Origin of the sequence: Microbacterium sp. SA156 (assembly GCF_049065455.1) — a bacterium.
In the GTDB taxonomy this organism is placed as follows: Bacteria; Actinomycetota; Actinomycetes; order Actinomycetales; family Microbacteriaceae; genus Microbacterium; species Microbacterium barkeri.
In genome coordinates this window covers 17,154-31,876 of sequence record NZ_JBAKGU010000001.1, presented here as the reverse complement: position 1 = coordinate 31,876, position 14,723 = coordinate 17,154, and the positions used below count along the sequence as shown (strand labels likewise).

Genomic DNA, 14,723 nt, shown 5'->3' with positions numbered 1-14,723 from the left:
GAGCCGCGTGCACGAGAGCGGCATGCGAAGAGTCGGCCCGGGACGATCCCGGGGCCGGCTCTTCCGCGCGCCGCGCCGGCGCCTGAGGTCGCTAGCTCCGGCGGTCGACGTGGTGCAGGGCGCGCGCGGCGTCGGTGATCGAGCCGGCGAGCGACGGGTACGCCGCGAACACGCGCGCGATCTGGTCCACCGTGAGACGGCGCTCGACCGCGATCGAGATCGGGTAGATGAGCTCCGACGCGCGGGGCGCGACGATGACGCCGCCGACGATCGTGCCGGACCCCTCGCGCGCGTAGAGCTTCACGAAGCCGTCCTTGACGCCCATCATCTTCGCGCGCGCGTTCGAGGCGAGCGGCAGCTTGTGCACCTCGGCGCTGACCTCGCCCTCGTCGACGGCCGGCTGCGTCCAGCCGACGGTCGCGATCTCGGGGCTCGTGAAGATGTTCGAGGCGATCTTGTGCGTGTCGAAGGGGATGGCCACATCGCCCATCGCGTGGAAGACCGCGGTGCGGCCGAGCATCGACGCGACCGACGCGAGCGGCATCATCGTCGTGCAGTCGCCCACCGCGTACACGTTGGGCACCGACGTCCGCCCCACCTTGTTGATGCGGATGTGCCCCGACTCCGTGCGCTGGACGCCCGCGTCCTCGAGGCCGATGCCGGCGGTGTTCGGGATCGAGCCGACCGCCATGAGGCAGTGCGAGCCCTCGACGACGCGGCCGTCGGAGAGGGTGACGGTGACGCCGTCTCCCGTGTTCTCGACCTTGTCGGCGCGCGACTTCGCGAGCAGCGTCATGCCGCCGCGCGTGAAGACCTTCTCGAGGACCTTCGCGGCGTCCTGGTCCTCGCCGGGGAGCACCTGGTCGCGGCTCGAGACGAGCGTGACCTTCGCGCCGAGGTTCATGTACGCCGACGCGAACTCGGCGCCCGTGACGCCGGATCCGACGACGATGAGGTGCTCGGGCACCGCCTCGAGGTCGTACAGCTGCTTCCACGTGAGGATGCGCTTGCCGTCGGGCTTGGCCGAGGGCAGCTCGCGCGGCGACGCGCCCACCGACACGATGATCGTGTCGGCCTCGACGCGATCGAAGTCGGTGCCCTTCGGCCCCGTCGAGACGACGATCGCCTCATCGCCCTCGAGGCGCCCGTGTCCGGAGATGATCTTGACGCCGGCCTCGATGAGCTGCGCGCGCATGTCCTCCGACTGCTGCCCCGCGAGCGCGAGGAGGCGCTTGTTGATCGCGAGGAGGTTGATGGCGACCTCGGGCTTGAGCGGCTTGCCGTCCTCGCCGCGCGCGTAGAACTGCACGCCGAGCTCCCCCGCGTCGGCGATCGACTGGGCCGCGTCGGCCGTCGCGATGAGCGTCTTCGACGGGACGACGTCGGTCAGCACCGCCGACCCGCCGACGCCCGTGTGCTCGACGAGGGTCACGTCGGCGCCGAGCTGAGCGCCCGCCAGGGCCGCCTCGTAGCCGCCGGGGCCGCCTCCCAGAATCGCGATGCGCTGCGTCCGCTCGAAATCAAAGACCATGCCTCCATTCTCCCCCTTCCTGCGAGATCGGCACGACCCCGGCCGGAGACCGGTCGTTATGCTCATGCCATGACTCTGGAAGGCGCACATCCGCTCGATCCGCCCGCCGACCCGTTCGAGGTCGCCCAGGCCGCCGCGGCCGACATCGCGCGGCTCACGGGGGTCGAGCGACACGACGTCGCGGTGACCCTCGGCAGCGGCTGGGGCAAGGCCGCCGAGCTCATCGGCGAGACCGTCGCGACCGTCCCGGCGACGGAGGTCACGGGCTTCTCGCGCCCCGCGCTCGAGGGGCATGTCGGAACCCTCCGCAGCGTCCGCACGCCCGCAGGCCGGCACGTGCTCGTGATCGGCGCGCGCACGCACTACTACGAGGGCCACGGCGTCCGCCGGGTCGTGCACAGCGTCCGCACCGCCGCGGCGACGGGTGCGAAGGTCATGGTGCTCACCAACGGCGCGGGCGGCATCAAGGAGACCTGGAGCGCGGGCCAGCCCGTGCTCATCAGCGACCACATCAACCTCACGGCCGACTCGCCGCTCGAGGGCGCGACGTTCATCGACCTCACCGACCTGTACGCCACGCGCCTGCGCGACATCGCGCTCTCGGTCGACCCGACGCTCGACAGCGGCGTCTACTGCCAGTTCCGGGGCCCTCACTACGAGACGCCCGCCGAGGTGCAGATGGCGAAGGCGATCGGCGGCGACATCGTCGGCATGTCGACCGCCCTCGAGGCCATCGCCGCGCGCCAGGCCGGCATGGAGGTCCTCGGGTTCTCCCTCATCACCAACCTCGCCGCGGGGATCTCGCCCGATCCGCTCAGCCACGAGGAGGTCATCGAGGCGGGGCGGATGGCCGAGGGCCGGATCTCGGCTCTGCTCGCCGAGGTCGTGGGGAAGCTCTGATGGACGTCCTGTCGCACGCGCGCGACTGGCTCGCGCAGGACCCGGACCCGGTCACCCGCGAGGAGCTGTCCGGGCTCATCGCGCGCGCGGAGGGCGGTGATGCCGCGGCCTCGGCGGACCTCGCCTCCCGCTTCGCGGGGCGCCTCGCGTTCGGCACGGCCGGCCTGCGCGGAGAGCTCGGGGCGGGCCCCATGCGGATGAACCGCGTGCTCGTGGCGCAGGCGGCCGCCGGCTTCGCGGCGTACCTGTCCGAGCGCGCAGCGGATGGCGCCCGGCCCCGCGTCGTCATCGGGTACGACGGACGCCGCAACTCCGACGTGTTCGCGCGCGACTCGGCGGAGATCTTCGCGGGGGCCGGGCTGACCGCCATCCTCCTTCCCCGCCTTCTGCCGACGCCCGTCCTCGCGTTCGCGGTGCGCCACCTCGGCGCCGACGCGGGCGTCATGGTCACTGCGAGCCACAACCCGCCCGACGACAACGGGTACAAGGTCTATCTCGGCGGGGCCGATGAGGGCGCGCAGATCGTCTCGCCCGCCGACCGGGAGATCGCCGCGCACATCCAGCGCGTCGCCGACGAGGTCCGCGTTCCCGACCTGCCGCGCTCCGACGCGTACGAGCTCGCCGCCGAGGAGGTCGTCGAGGCCTACGTCGCCGCGACCGCCGCGGTCGCGCCGGCCCCCGCATCGGCCGCCGGGATGCGCTGGGCCTATACGGCGATGCACGGCGTCGGGTGGGAGACGCTCGAGCGCATCCTGGCGCGCGCCGGGTATCCGGCCCCGGCCGTCGTCGCGGAGCAGATCGCGCCCGACGCGGCCTTCCCGACCGTCGCGTTCCCGAACCCCGAGGAGCCGGGCGCGATGGACCTCGCCTTCGCGACGGCAGCCGCGCACGACGCCGAGTTCGTCCTCGCGAACGACCCCGACGCCGATCGGCTCGCGGTCGGCGTGCCGGGCCCCGACGGATGGCGGCGGCTGACCGGCAACGAGATCGGGATGCTGCTGGGTGCACGGGCCGCACGCGCCGCCGAGGGCACGCCGGGGGCGTCGCTCGCCTGCTCGCTCGTGTCGTCGCCGGCGCTCGGAGCGATCGCCGAGCGGCACGGACTGGACTTCCACACGACGCTGACCGGGTTCAAGTGGATCTCGCGCGCCCCGGGCATCGTGTTCGGCTTCGAGGAGGCCCTGGGCTACCTCGTGAACCCCGAGACCGTACGCGACAAGGACGGCATCTCGGCGGCCGTCGCCGTCCTCGGCCTCGCGGCAGAGGCGCGAGGCCGCGGGACGACGATCTCCGGGATGCTCGACGAGCTGGCCGCGGAGATCGGCCACTTCGCGAGCGGCCAGGTCTCGATCCGCGTCGACGACATCTCGATCATCGGCCGGATCATGGATGCGCTCCGCCAGTCGCCGCCCAGCGCGTTCGGCGAGCGCGCCGTGACGCGCGCGGAGGACCTCCTGCACCCCGCAGACGGCGGCCCGTCGGGCGACATCCTGCGCTACACGCTCGACGACGGCTCGCGCGTCATCGTGCGCCCGAGCGGGACGGAGCCGAAGCTCAAGGCGTACCTCGACGTGCGCGGCGACTCCCCCGAGGACGCCGCTGCCCGCCTGTCCGCGCTCGACGCAGCGGTGCGGGAGGCGCTCGACCTGGGCTGAGCCGTCCGGCGGCGGCTCACGGCGTTTCGTCTCGCTGCGCTCGCTCAACGTCCGGGCGCTGAGCGCCCGGAGCTCGCAGAGTATTACTGGCCGATGATCGCGACGAGCTCGTCGAGGAAGCCGGTGAAGTCGGTGCCGCGGCGGATGATCCGCTGCACGTTCTCACGCTCGCCGAACACCTCGACGAACTGCTCGAACACCGTCTGGAACGCCTCGCGGTCGCTCTCGCTGAACGCGGCGAGGGCGACCACCTGCACGCGCCCGTCTCCCCATGCGACCGACGGGTCGGCGATCCCGATCGCGATGGCCGTGCGCGATGCCGTCATCCGCAGCGCATGCGGAACCGCGAGGGCGTCGGTGAACGCGGTCGACGACATCCGCTCGCGCTCGATCGCGCCCTCGACGTAGGCGTCGTCGATCACCCCGCGCTCGACGAGCAGCGCGCCGAGGGCGCGGATGATCCCCTCCTCGCCGAGGGCGTCGTCGAGGCCTCGGACGAAGGCGCCGGCGTCGAAGTAGCGCTCGAGCTCGGCGCGCAGCCGCGACAGGCGGCGGCCCCGGCGGATCCGGGCGGCGGCCTGCATGACGCGCTCGACGTCGCCGTCGGTGAGGAACGGGCGGATGCGGACCGTGCTCTCAGACGGCGTGGGCGGCTCGATCGTCGTCAGCACGAGGTCGGTGTCGATCGCCTTCCAGTCGGGGTCGACGCGCGTGACGACCTCGGTGACCTCGACCGCCTGCCCGAGGGAGCGGGTGATGCTCGAGCGGAGGAGCTCGTGCAGCTCGTAGTAGCCCGGGCACACGATCGTCGCGGTGAGGCGGGTCTCGGCGCGCCGCTCGCGCTCGAGCTCGCCGCCGACGTGCATCGCGATGTACGCGATCTCGTCGTCGCGGATCGACATGCCGAGCCGTTCGGACAGCTCCCCCGCGATCGAGACGGCGACCTCGAAGATCATCGGGTACGTCGTCTTGAGCGATCGGGTGAGCGGGTTGCGCGACCACGCCTGCTCGCGGGCGCGGTGCGCGAGGTTCTGCACGTGCAGCGCGAGCCGCTCGACGAACTCGTCGCGGCCGAGCGCGACGAGGTACTCGTTCGACACCCGGGCGACCGCCGCGCGGACGGCGGCGTCCACGACCGGGTCGACGCCCGCGGTGCCCACGGCGCCGGCTCCGGGCACGACGACGCGCGTGAGGAGGAGCGAGGCGAGGTGCATGCGGTCGCCGCGCCCGAGGGTCACCCCGAGGGCCGCCTCCGCGAGGCGCCCGACCACCTCGGCCAGGCGCTCCTGCTCGGCGGGCGGCGTGCCGTGCACCGTCTCGAGCGCGCGGCCCTGGCTCGCGCGATCGACGGCGATCGACACGTGCAGCGTGACGTCGGCGACGGCGAACTCGTTCACGAAGTAGCCGAGGTCGCCGAGCTCGGCCGCGAGGGCGGACTTGAACCGCCCGAACGCCTCGGCGGGAACCGAGGTCGATCCCGCGACCCGGCGGAGCGCCTCCACGTCGAACGCGCCGTCCTCCATCTCGTCGTGCGCGAGCGACGACAGCAGGCGGCGGCGCGCGAGCTCGGTGCCGACGAGCGCGATGCGCGGCCCGCTGCGGTCGAGGGAGAGCTCGCCGCCTTCGCGGACGAGAGCGCGCACGCGCGCGAGGTCGGACTCGAGCGTCGCCTCGCTCACGTGGAACGCGTCGGCGGTCTCGTACACGTCGAGGCCGTCGTCCGCATCGATGAGCGCATGGATGAGCCGGTGCAGGCGGTCGCGCGGCGCGCTCTGCGGGGGCTGGTCGCGCTCGCGCAGGAGCGCGGCGCCCGTGGGGTGCGCGCGATACCCCGCGGGGCCAGAGGCGATGACCGGATGGTCGGGCACGCGCGCGTTCACGGCGGTCACGTACGAGCGCACGCTGCGCGGCGTGACGCCGAGGAGGTCGGCGAGCGCCGCGGCCGTCATCCATCCGCCGTCCCTGAGGAGGATCGCGACGAGACGATCCTGACGCTGTCTCGACACGCGCACCTCCTCCTCCGACAGTCAATCACGTCGCGCTGGGCGCGGGCGCACGCCCCGGGCGCGCTGCGGCGTGTGGGGCCGCCCGCGCTTTCCGCCCGGGCGGAAGAAAGAGTGGTTGTCCTGCCGAGCGCGCCTCGGGAGGATGAGGATCAGGAGGCGTCGATGAGGATCCTGGTTGTGTGCGGTGCAGGGGCATCGAGCACGTTCGTCGCGCATCGCGTGAACCGCGCTGCGCGCGCCGCCGGGCTCTCCTGGTCGGCCTTCGCGGGCACGCAGGTGTCGCTGCCGGTCGATCTCGACGCGGCGGACATCGTGCTCGTGGGGCCGCACCTCACGACATCGCTCGACGCGATCCGCGGGGCGGCGTCGCCGCGCGGGGTCGCCGTCGTGCCGCTGCCGGACGACGTCTTCACCGACACCGACGGCACGCGCGTGCTCGCGCTCGTGCGGGCCGCCGCCGCCCCGGATGCGCCCGCATCCGAATGAACCGCAAGGAGCACCCATGTCCGCTGTCACCCGCACCGTGAAGATCGCATCGTCGCACGGACTGCACGCGCGCCCCGCCAAGCTGTTCGCCGAGGCCGCCAAGAACTCGGGGCTCGCCGTCACGATCGCGAAGGGCGACGGCAAGCCCGTCAACGCCGCGAGCATCCTCGGTGTCATCTCGCTCGGGGCCAACACGGGCGACGAGGTCACCCTCACGGTCGAGGGCGACGGCGCCGAGGCCGTGCTCGACCAGCTCACGGCTCAGCTCGAGACCGACACGGACGCCGAGTGATGCTCGAGCTCCGCGGCGTCGGGATCGGCCAGGGCGTCGCGCAGGGGCCGATCGCCCGCATGGCATCGCGCCTCGAGCCGCCGCGCGACGAGAAGAGCGCGAAGAGCCCCGACGAGGAGAAGGCCGCGGTCGCCGCGGCGGTCGCGGCCGTCGCCGCGGAGCTCAACGCCCGCGGCGAGCGCGCCGGCGGCGCGGCCCGCGACGTGCTCGAGGCCCAGGCCATGATGGCCGAGGACCCGACCCTCGAGGAGGGCGTCCACGCGCGCATCGACGCGGGCAGCACGGGCGAGTGGGCCGTGCACGCGGCCTTCGCGGAGTTCGCCGAGACCCTCCAGGCGATGGGCGGCTACCTCGGCGAGCGCGCCGCCGACCTCGCCGACGTCGCGCAGCGCGTCATCGCGCACCTGCGCGGTGTCTCCGCTCCCGGCGTGCCCGACCCCGGCCATCCGTTCGTCCTCGTCGCGCCCGACCTCGCCCCGGCCGACACGGCCCTGCTCGACCTCGAGAAGGTCCTCGCGGTCGTGACCACGGAGGGCGGCCCGACGTCGCACACGGCGATCCTCGCGGGCGACAAGGGCATCGTGGCGATCGTCGGGACCGGCGAGAGCGATGCGCTCGTCGACGGCGCCGTCGCGATCGTCGACGCGGCGGCCGGCGTCGTCACGATCGACCCGACCGACGAGCAGCGCGCGGCGGCGGCCGAGCGCGCGGAGGCGCGGCGCGCCGCGGCGAGCGCGCCGATCACCCCCGGTGCGCTCGCGGACGGCACGGCCGTGCCGCTGCTCGCGAACCTCGGCAACCCGGATGGCGCGGCGGAGGCCGTCGCGCTGGGCGCCGAGGGCGTGGGGCTCTTCCGCACCGAGTTCCTGTTCCTCAGCTCCGACGAGGCGCCCAGCGTCGAATCGCAGACGGCGTCGTACACGAAGCTGCTCGAGGCCTTCCCCGGCAGGAAGGTCGTGGTGCGCGCGCTCGACGCGGGTGCGGACAAGCCGCTGAAGTTCCTCACCGACGAGGGCGAGGAGAACCCCGCGCTCGGCCGACGCGGTCTGCGCGCGCTGCGCCACCACGAGGAGGTCCTCCGCGACCAGCTCACGGCGCTCGCGAACGCCGACGCGGCGACCGACGCCGATCTCTGGGTCATGGCGCCCATGGTGGCGACGGTCGAGGAGGCCGAGTACTTCACGCGCATCGCGCGCGAGCACGGCATCAAGACGGCCGGCGTCATGGTCGAGGTGCCGTCGGTCGCGCTCCTCGCGGACGCGGTGTACGAGGTCACCGACTTCGGCTCGGTGGGCACGAACGACCTCGTGCAGTACACGATGGCGGCCGACCGCATGCTCGGCACGGTGTCGTCGTACCAGGACCCGTGGCACCCCGCCGTGCTGCGCCTCATCGCCGAGATCGGCCGGGCCGGCGCGAAGCACGGCAAGCCGGTCGGCATCTGCGGTCAGGCCGCGGCCGACCCGCTCCTCGCGGTCGTCCTCGTCGGCCTGGGCGCCACGACGCTGTCGATGTCTCCTCCCGCACTCGTCGACGTGCGCGCCGAGCTCCTGAAGCACACCCTCGAGGACGCGCAGCGCATCGCGCAGGCCGCGCTCTCGGCGAGCAGCGCGGAGGCGGCGCGCGACGCCGCCCGAGCCGCCGTCTCCTCCTGAGATCCCCCACAGCAGAAAGCCCGATACCCATGAGTGACACCCGCACCGCGGCGAAGACGCCCGGATCGCTTCGCGTCGGAGTGCAGAAGGTCGGCACCTTCCTCTCCGGCATGATCATGCCCAACATCCCCGCGCTCATCGCATGGGGCCTCTTCACCGCGTTCTTCATCGAGGTCGGGTGGACGCCCAACGAGGCGCTCAACTCGATCGTCGGGCCGATGATCCACTACCTCCTGCCGATCCTCATCGCCGCGCAGGGCGGTCGGATGATCTACGACACGCGCGGTGCGGTCGTCGCGTCGATCGCGACCTTCGGCGCGATCGCCGGCTCGGACTGGCTCATCGGCCTGCAGAACGCGGACCTCCCCGCGGGCGAGAGCCCCATCCCGACGATCCACATGTTCATCGGCGCGATGATCATGGGCCCGCTCGCCGCGTGGATCATGAAGAAGCTCGACGCGCTCTGGGAGGGCCGCGTCAAGGCCGGCTTCGAGATGCTCGTCAACATGTTCTCGGCCGGCATCTTCGGCTTCGTCGCGGCGATCTTCGCGTTCTACGTGCTCGCGCCGGTCGTGAACTTCCTCATGAACATCCTCGGCGGGGCCGTGGGATGGCTCGTCGACAACAACCTGCTGCCGCTCACGAGCATCCTCATCGAGCCGGCGAAGGTGTTCTTCCTCAACAACGCGATCAACCACGGCGTGCTCACGCCGCTCGGCCTCGCGCAGGCGACGGAGGACGGCAAGTCGATCCTCTTCCTCCTCGAGGCGAACCCGGGCGTGGGCCTCGGCCTGCTCCTCGCCTTCACCTTCTTCGGCGTCGGCGCGGCTCGCGCCTCCGCTCCCGGTGCAGCGATCATCCACTTCTTCGGCGGCATCCACGAGGTGTACTTCCCGTACGTGCTCATGAAGCCGGCCCTCATCCTCGCGGTGATCGGCGGCGGCATGACGGGTGTGGCGACCAACGTGCTCTTCCGCTCGGGCCTCGTGGCCCCTGCGGCGCCGGGCTCGATCATCGCCGTCCTCATCCAGACCGCGCGCGACAGCTACCTCGGGGTCATCCTCGCGGTCGTGCTGTCGGCGGCCGTCACGTTCCTCATCGCCGCGGTCATCCTGCGCGCAAGCCGCAAGCGCGACCTCGCCGCCGAAGCGGCGGGCGCAGACGGATTCGCCGACGCCGTCGCGCGCACAGAGGCGAACAAGGGCCGGAAGTCCAGCGTGCTGGGCGGCCTCGCCGGCGGCACGGCCGTCGCGACCCGGCCGATCGAGAAGGTCATCTTCGCGTGCGACGCCGGCATGGGGTCGTCGGCGATGGGAGCGAGCGTCCTGCGCAACAAGATCAAGCAGGCGGGCATCGAGGGCGTCACGGTCACGAACAAGGCCATCGCGTCGCTCGACGGCACGGCGGACCTCGTGATCACGCAGGCGCAGCTGACCGACCGCGCCCGCCAGCGGGAGCAGAGCGCTGTGCACGTCTCCGTGGACAACTTCATGAACTCGCCGCGCTACGACGAGGTCGTGGAGCTCCTGCGCGAGCAGGCATCGGGCGGGGCGGCCCCCGCGGAGGCCGACGCGCCTGCCGCGCCCACGACGCGTCGCGAGGCGCGTGCCGTGCCCACGACGACCGGCCCGATCGGCAGCGGCACGTCGCGCCCCGCCGACGACGCGGTCCTCACGCGCGGCAGCGTCCGCATCCACGCCGGCTCCGCGACGCGGGAGGAGGCGCTCCAGGAGGCCGCCGACATCCTCGCGAGCGCAGGCGCCGTCACGGGCGCGTACTTCGACGCGATGCTGGCCCGAGAGCAGACCGTGTCGACCTTCATGGGCAACGAGCTGGCCATCCCGCACGGCACGAACGAGGCGAAGGACGCCATCCTCGGGTCGGCGCTCTCGGTCGTCCGCTATGACGGCGGGGTGGACTGGGACGGCGACGCGGTGACGTTCGTCGTCGGCATCGCCGGCAAGGGCGACGAGCATCTGAAGATCCTGTCGAACGTCGCCGAGCTGTTCAGCGACGAGTCGCAGATCGCGCGCCTCAAGGCCGCGGCGACCCCCGAGGAGCTCTTCGAGCTCTTCCAGAGCGTCAACCAGGAGGACTGATGAAGGCCGTCCACTTCGGCGCAGGGAACATCGGCCGCGGCTTCGTCGGCCTGCTGCTGCACGAGGGAGGGTACGAGGTCGTCTTCTCCGACGTCGCCGCTCCCCTCGTCGACGCGCTGGCTGCCGCCGACGCGTACACGGTCCACGAGCTCGGCGCGGGCGGCGTCGACCGCGAGGTCACGGGGTTCCGCGCGGTGAACAGCGCAGAGGACCCGCAGGCGGTGGCCGACGAGGTCGCGACGGCGAACGTCGTCACGACCGCCGTCGGGCCGACGATCCTGAGGTTCATCGCTCCGCACATCCTCGCCGGGATCGCGCTGCGCGACCCCGACGCTCCCCCGCTGCAGGTCATGGCCTGCGAGAACGCGATCGGAGCGACCGATCAGCTCCGCGCGGAGATCGTCGAGCTGGCGGGTGGCACGTGGGACGCCCTCGAGGGTCGCGTCGTGTTCGCGAACACGGCCGTCGACCGGATCGTCCCCGGCCAGCCGGCCGACGGCGGCATCGACGTCACGGTCGAGCCGTTCTTCGAGTGGGCGATCGAGCGCGGCCCGTTCGACGGCGACCTGCCGAGCATCCCCGGTGCGCACTTCGTCGACGACCTCGCGCCGTACATCGAGCGGAAGCTCTTCACGGTGAACACGGGGCACGCGGCGACCGCGTACCACGGCGCCCGCGCCGGCTTCGAGCGGATCGCCGAGGCGCTGGCCGACTCGGCCGTCGCCGCGTCGGTCGAGGCGGCTCTCGAGGAGACGTCGGCGCTGCTCGCCGCGAAGCACGGGTTCCCCGCCGACGAGCTCGCGACCTACCGCGCGACGATCCTCGAGCGGTTCCGCAATCCGGCGCTGCCCGACACCGTCCAGCGCGTCGGACGACAGCCGCTGCGCAAGCTGTCGCGCCACGAGCGCTTCGTGGGCCCCGCCGCCGAGGCCGCCGAGCGCGGCCTGTCGACGAGCGCCCTCGTCGCGGCGATCTCGGCGGCCCTCGCGTTCTCCGACGAGGGCGACGAGCAGGCCGTGCAGCTGCAGGCGCTCCTCGGCGAGCTCGACGCCGACGCGTTCACCCAGCAGGTCACGGGACTCGAGCCCGGCCATCCGCTGTTCCCGGCCATCCGCTCGGCCGTCGCGGAGCACCAGGCCGCATAGGCCCCGCCCTGCTCAGCATGTCTCACTCGCCGCGGGATTGCCGTCGGCTATCCCGCGGCGAGTGAGACATGCCCCGGGGGGCGGCGCCTACCGCGCGAAGCCCTCGGAGATGAGGTCGATGAGCTCCTCGCGCTGCTCGACCGGCAGGAACGACGCGGCCGCGGCGTTGAGCTGGAACTGCTCGATGTCGTCGAGGTCGTAGCCGAAGGCCGCCTGCAGGATGGCCAGCTCGCGCGTGAGCGACGTGCGGCTCATGAGGCGGTTGTCGGTGTTCACCGTGACGCAGAAGCCGAGCTGGTAGAGCAGGTCGAACGGATGGTCCTCGATCTGGCTCCCCCAGTGAGCCACGGCGCCCGTCTGCAGGTTCGACGAGGGCGACAGCTCCAGCGGGATCTCCCGATCCCGCACCCAGCGCGCCAGGTCGCCGAACTGCACGAGCACCTCCTCGCCCTCGCGCGAGACGACCTCGAGGTCCCGGGCGATCGCGACGCCGTGCCCCAGGCGCAGCGCGCGTCCGTCGAGGAGCGCCGACCGGATCGACGCGACCCCGGCGGCCTCGCCCGCGTGCACGGTGACCGGGAAGAACTCGCCGGCGAGGTAGTCGAACGCCTCACGGTGCTGCGATGGCGGGAAGCCGTCCTCAGGACCGGCGATGTCGAACGCCACGACCCCGTCCTGGCGGAACGCGACAGCGAGCTCGGCGACCTCCTGCACGCGGTCGCCCTGGCGCATCGCGGAGAGGATCTGGCCCACGCGGATGCTCCGCCCGCTGTCCTCGACGATGTCCTCGCCCTGCTCGATGCCGTCCTGCACGGCCTCGACGGCCTCCTCGAGCGTCAGGCCCCCGTCGAGGTGCTGCTCGGGCGCCCAGCGCACCTCGCCGTACACGACGCCGTCGGCCGCGAGGTCCTCGACGAACTCGCGCGCGACGCGGGTGAGCGCCTCGCGCGTCTGCATGACGCCCACGGTGATCTCGAAGGTCTTCAGGTACTCGACCAGCGAGCCGGAGTCCGCGCGCTCGGCGAACCACTCCTGGAGCGACGCGGCGTCCGACGCCGGCAGCGCGACATCCGTCCCCTCCGCGAGCTCGAGGATGGTCTCCGGCCGCAGGCCGCCGTCGAGGTGGTCGTGCAGCGAGACCTTGGGCAGGCTGCGCAGCGCGACGCCCTGCACGCGGGGCTCAGCGGTCTTGTCCTTCGCCATGTCGGCCTCCAGGGTCGTGCGGTGCGGACGGATGCGGGATGGCCGCGGTCCGGATGTCGTCGGTCGGTCAGGCGGTGATGCGCTCGCGCACGAGGGGCGCGGTCTCGGGAGCAGTATCCCCGATCTCGTACGCGCCGTCGAGAGCGTCCAGCGCCCTGTCGAAGCGCGCGCCGTCATCCGCCGAGAGCGTGAAGAGCGCCTGCCCCTCGGCGACCGCGTCGCCCGGCTTCACGAGCAGGTCGATGCCGGCCGCGTGGACGACCGCGTCCTCGGCCCGAGCGCGCCCTGCTCCGAGCCGCCACGCGGCGATCCCGAAGTCGTATGCGTCCATCCGGGTGACGACGCCGGAGCGGCTCGCCGTCACGGTGTGCGTCTCGCGCGCGACGGGCAGGGGCGCATCGGGGTCGCCGTCCTGCGCGCGGATCATGCGGCGCCAGGTGTCCATCGCGCGGCCGTCCGCGAGCGCCGCCTCGACGTCGGCGTCGGGCTGTCCGGCGAGCGCGAGCATCTCACGGGCGAGCGCGACGGTGAGCTCGACGACGTCGGCGGGGCCGCCGCCCGCGAGCACCTCGACCGACTCGCGCACCTCGTTCGCATTGCCGATCGCAAGCCCGAGCGGGGTGTTCATGTCGGTGAGGAGCGCCGTGGTCTTCACGCCGGAGTCCGTGCCGAGCGCGACCATCGTCTCGGCGAGCTCGCGTGCGCGCGCGGGGTCCTTCATGAAGGCGCCCGTGCCGAACTTCACGTCGAGCACGAGCGAGTCGGTGCCCTCCGCGATCTTCTTCGACATGATGCTCGACGCGATGAGCGGGATGGCCTCGACCGTGCCGGTGACATCGCGCAGCGCGTAGAGCTTCTTGTCGGCGGGGGCGAGACCGGTGCCCGCGGCGCAGATCACGGCGCCGACGTCGGCGAGCTGGGCGAGCATCTCCTCGTTCGAGAGGGCGGCGCGCCAGCCGGGAATCGACTCGAGCTTGTCGAGCGTGCCGCCCGTGTGGCCGAGCCCCCGCCCGGAGAGCTGCGGCACGGCGACGCCGAAGGCCGCCACGAGCGGGGCGAGGGGCAGCGTGATCTTGTCGCCCACGCCGCCCGTGGAGTGCTTGTCGGCAGTCGGCTTGTCGAGCGACGCGAACGACATCCGCTCCCCCGACGCGATCATCGCGTCCGTCATGACGCGGATCTCGTCCCGCTCCATGCCGTTCAGCAGCACGGCCATCGTGAACGCCGACATCTGCGCGTCGGAGACGTACCCGCGCGTGTAGGCGTCGACCATCCAGCGCAGCGCGTCCTCGGGGACCGCGCCGCCGTCGCGCTTGGCGCGGATGACGTCGACCGCGTCGAACGGCTCGGGGCTCATCGCTCCTCCAGGTCTCGGGGTCCGAACGCGTCGGGCAGCACCTCTTCGATGCTGCGGATGCCCGACACGGTCTCGAGCAGCATGCCCGGCAGGGCGTGCTCGAACAGCAGCTGCCGGCAGCGCCCGCACGGCATGAGGGTGCGGCCCTCGCGATCCACGCACACGAACGCGACGAGCTGCCCGCCGCCGGTCATCGCGAGATTCGAGATGAGGCCGCACTCGGCGCACAGTCCGACGCCGTACGACGCGTTCTCGGTGTTGCACCCCGCGACGATCCGGCCATCCGTCACGAGGGCGGCCGCCCCCACGGGGAACTTCGAGTAGGGCACGTACGCCCTGGTCATGGCGTCGGTCGCGACGGCACGCAGCTCGTCCCAGTTGATGTCTGTCATCT

The 14,723-nt window shown here is 72.5% G+C and carries 12 protein-coding genes; 7 read left to right on the top strand and 5 right to left on the bottom strand.

Going from position 1 to position 14,723, the window contains the following annotated elements; all coding sequences use genetic code 11:
• Positions 1-91: 91 nt before the first annotated feature.
• Entirely contained in the window at positions 92-1,531 is a 1,440-nt protein-coding gene (locus ACOWU6_RS00135; protein ID WP_271173848.1) for an NAD(P)H-quinone dehydrogenase, read from the bottom strand.
• Between the two features lie 69 nt (positions 1,532-1,600).
• Between ACOWU6_RS00135 and ACOWU6_RS00130 the strand changes: the two genes are divergently transcribed.
• Both ACOWU6_RS00130 and ACOWU6_RS00125 read left to right on the top strand, forming a co-directional pair.
• Positions 1,601-2,431 carry a purine-nucleoside phosphorylase gene (locus ACOWU6_RS00130; protein ID WP_282979672.1) on the top strand — a complete coding sequence of 277 codons (831 nt, stop codon included), beginning with the start codon at positions 1,601-1,603 and terminating at the stop codon, positions 2,429-2,431.
• Positions 2,431-4,086, top strand: a complete 1,656-nt coding sequence (locus ACOWU6_RS00125; RefSeq protein ID WP_421074306.1) for a phospho-sugar mutase — start codon at positions 2,431-2,433, stop codon at positions 4,084-4,086. The genes ACOWU6_RS00130 and ACOWU6_RS00125 overlap by 1 nt, the downstream gene beginning before the upstream one ends.
• 83 nt (positions 4,087-4,169) lie before the next feature.
• On the opposite strand, the gene ACOWU6_RS00120 is transcribed toward ACOWU6_RS00125, so the two are convergent.
• On the bottom strand, positions 4,170-6,092 hold the full coding sequence (locus ACOWU6_RS00120; RefSeq protein WP_324014235.1) for a BglG family transcription antiterminator: 1,923 nt from the start codon (positions 6,090-6,092) through the stop codon (positions 4,170-4,172).
• A gap of 162 nt (positions 6,093-6,254) precedes the next feature.
• Here ACOWU6_RS00120 and ACOWU6_RS00115 point away from each other — a divergent pair, with 162 nt between their 5' ends.
• Genes ACOWU6_RS00115 through ACOWU6_RS00095 form a run of 5 tightly spaced genes read left to right on the top strand, consistent with a single transcriptional unit; the run spans position 6,255 to position 11,769 of the window.
• Complete coding sequence (locus ACOWU6_RS00115) at positions 6,255-6,578, top strand: PTS sugar transporter subunit IIB (RefSeq protein ID WP_271173852.1); 324 nt, start codon at positions 6,255-6,257, stop codon at positions 6,576-6,578.
• 16 nt (positions 6,579-6,594) lie between these two features.
• Positions 6,595-6,870 (top strand): HPr family phosphocarrier protein, encoded by a 276-nt coding sequence (locus tag ACOWU6_RS00110; protein ID WP_271173853.1) that lies wholly within the window; start codon positions 6,595-6,597, stop codon positions 6,868-6,870.
• Positions 6,870-8,525 carry a phosphoenolpyruvate--protein phosphotransferase gene (ptsP, locus tag ACOWU6_RS00105; protein ID WP_282979677.1) on the top strand — a complete coding sequence of 552 codons (1,656 nt, stop codon included), beginning with the start codon at positions 6,870-6,872 and terminating at the stop codon, positions 8,523-8,525. The genes ACOWU6_RS00110 and ptsP overlap by 1 nt, the downstream gene beginning before the upstream one ends.
• 29 nt (positions 8,526-8,554) lie before the next feature.
• Entirely contained in the window at positions 8,555-10,624 is a 2,070-nt protein-coding gene (locus ACOWU6_RS00100) for a PTS mannitol transporter subunit IICBA (protein ID WP_324014233.1), read from the top strand.
• Positions 10,624-11,769, top strand: a complete 1,146-nt coding sequence (locus ACOWU6_RS00095) for a mannitol-1-phosphate 5-dehydrogenase (protein ID WP_421074305.1) — start codon at positions 10,624-10,626, stop codon at positions 11,767-11,769. Before ACOWU6_RS00100 ends, ACOWU6_RS00095 begins: the two co-directional genes overlap by 1 nt.
• 87 nt (positions 11,770-11,856) lie before the next feature.
• Here the strand turns inward: ACOWU6_RS00095 and ACOWU6_RS00090 are convergent, their stop codons facing one another.
• From ACOWU6_RS00090 to ACOWU6_RS00080, 3 genes are all read right to left on the bottom strand, one after another.
• Complete coding sequence (locus ACOWU6_RS00090) at positions 11,857-12,972, bottom strand: adenosine deaminase (protein ID WP_421074304.1); 1,116 nt, start codon at positions 12,970-12,972, stop codon at positions 11,857-11,859.
• Between the two features lie 67 nt (positions 12,973-13,039).
• A complete protein-coding gene (locus ACOWU6_RS00085; RefSeq protein WP_324014230.1) occupies positions 13,040-14,329 on the bottom strand; it encodes a thymidine phosphorylase in 1,290 nt (429 codons plus the stop codon).
• The gene (locus ACOWU6_RS00080; RefSeq protein ID WP_421074303.1) at positions 14,326-14,721 is read right to left on the bottom strand and encodes a cytidine deaminase; all 396 of its coding nucleotides are present in this window, start codon (positions 14,719-14,721) and stop codon (positions 14,326-14,328) included. Before ACOWU6_RS00080 ends, ACOWU6_RS00085 begins: the two co-directional genes overlap by 4 nt.
• Positions 14,722-14,723: the final 2 nt, after the last annotated feature.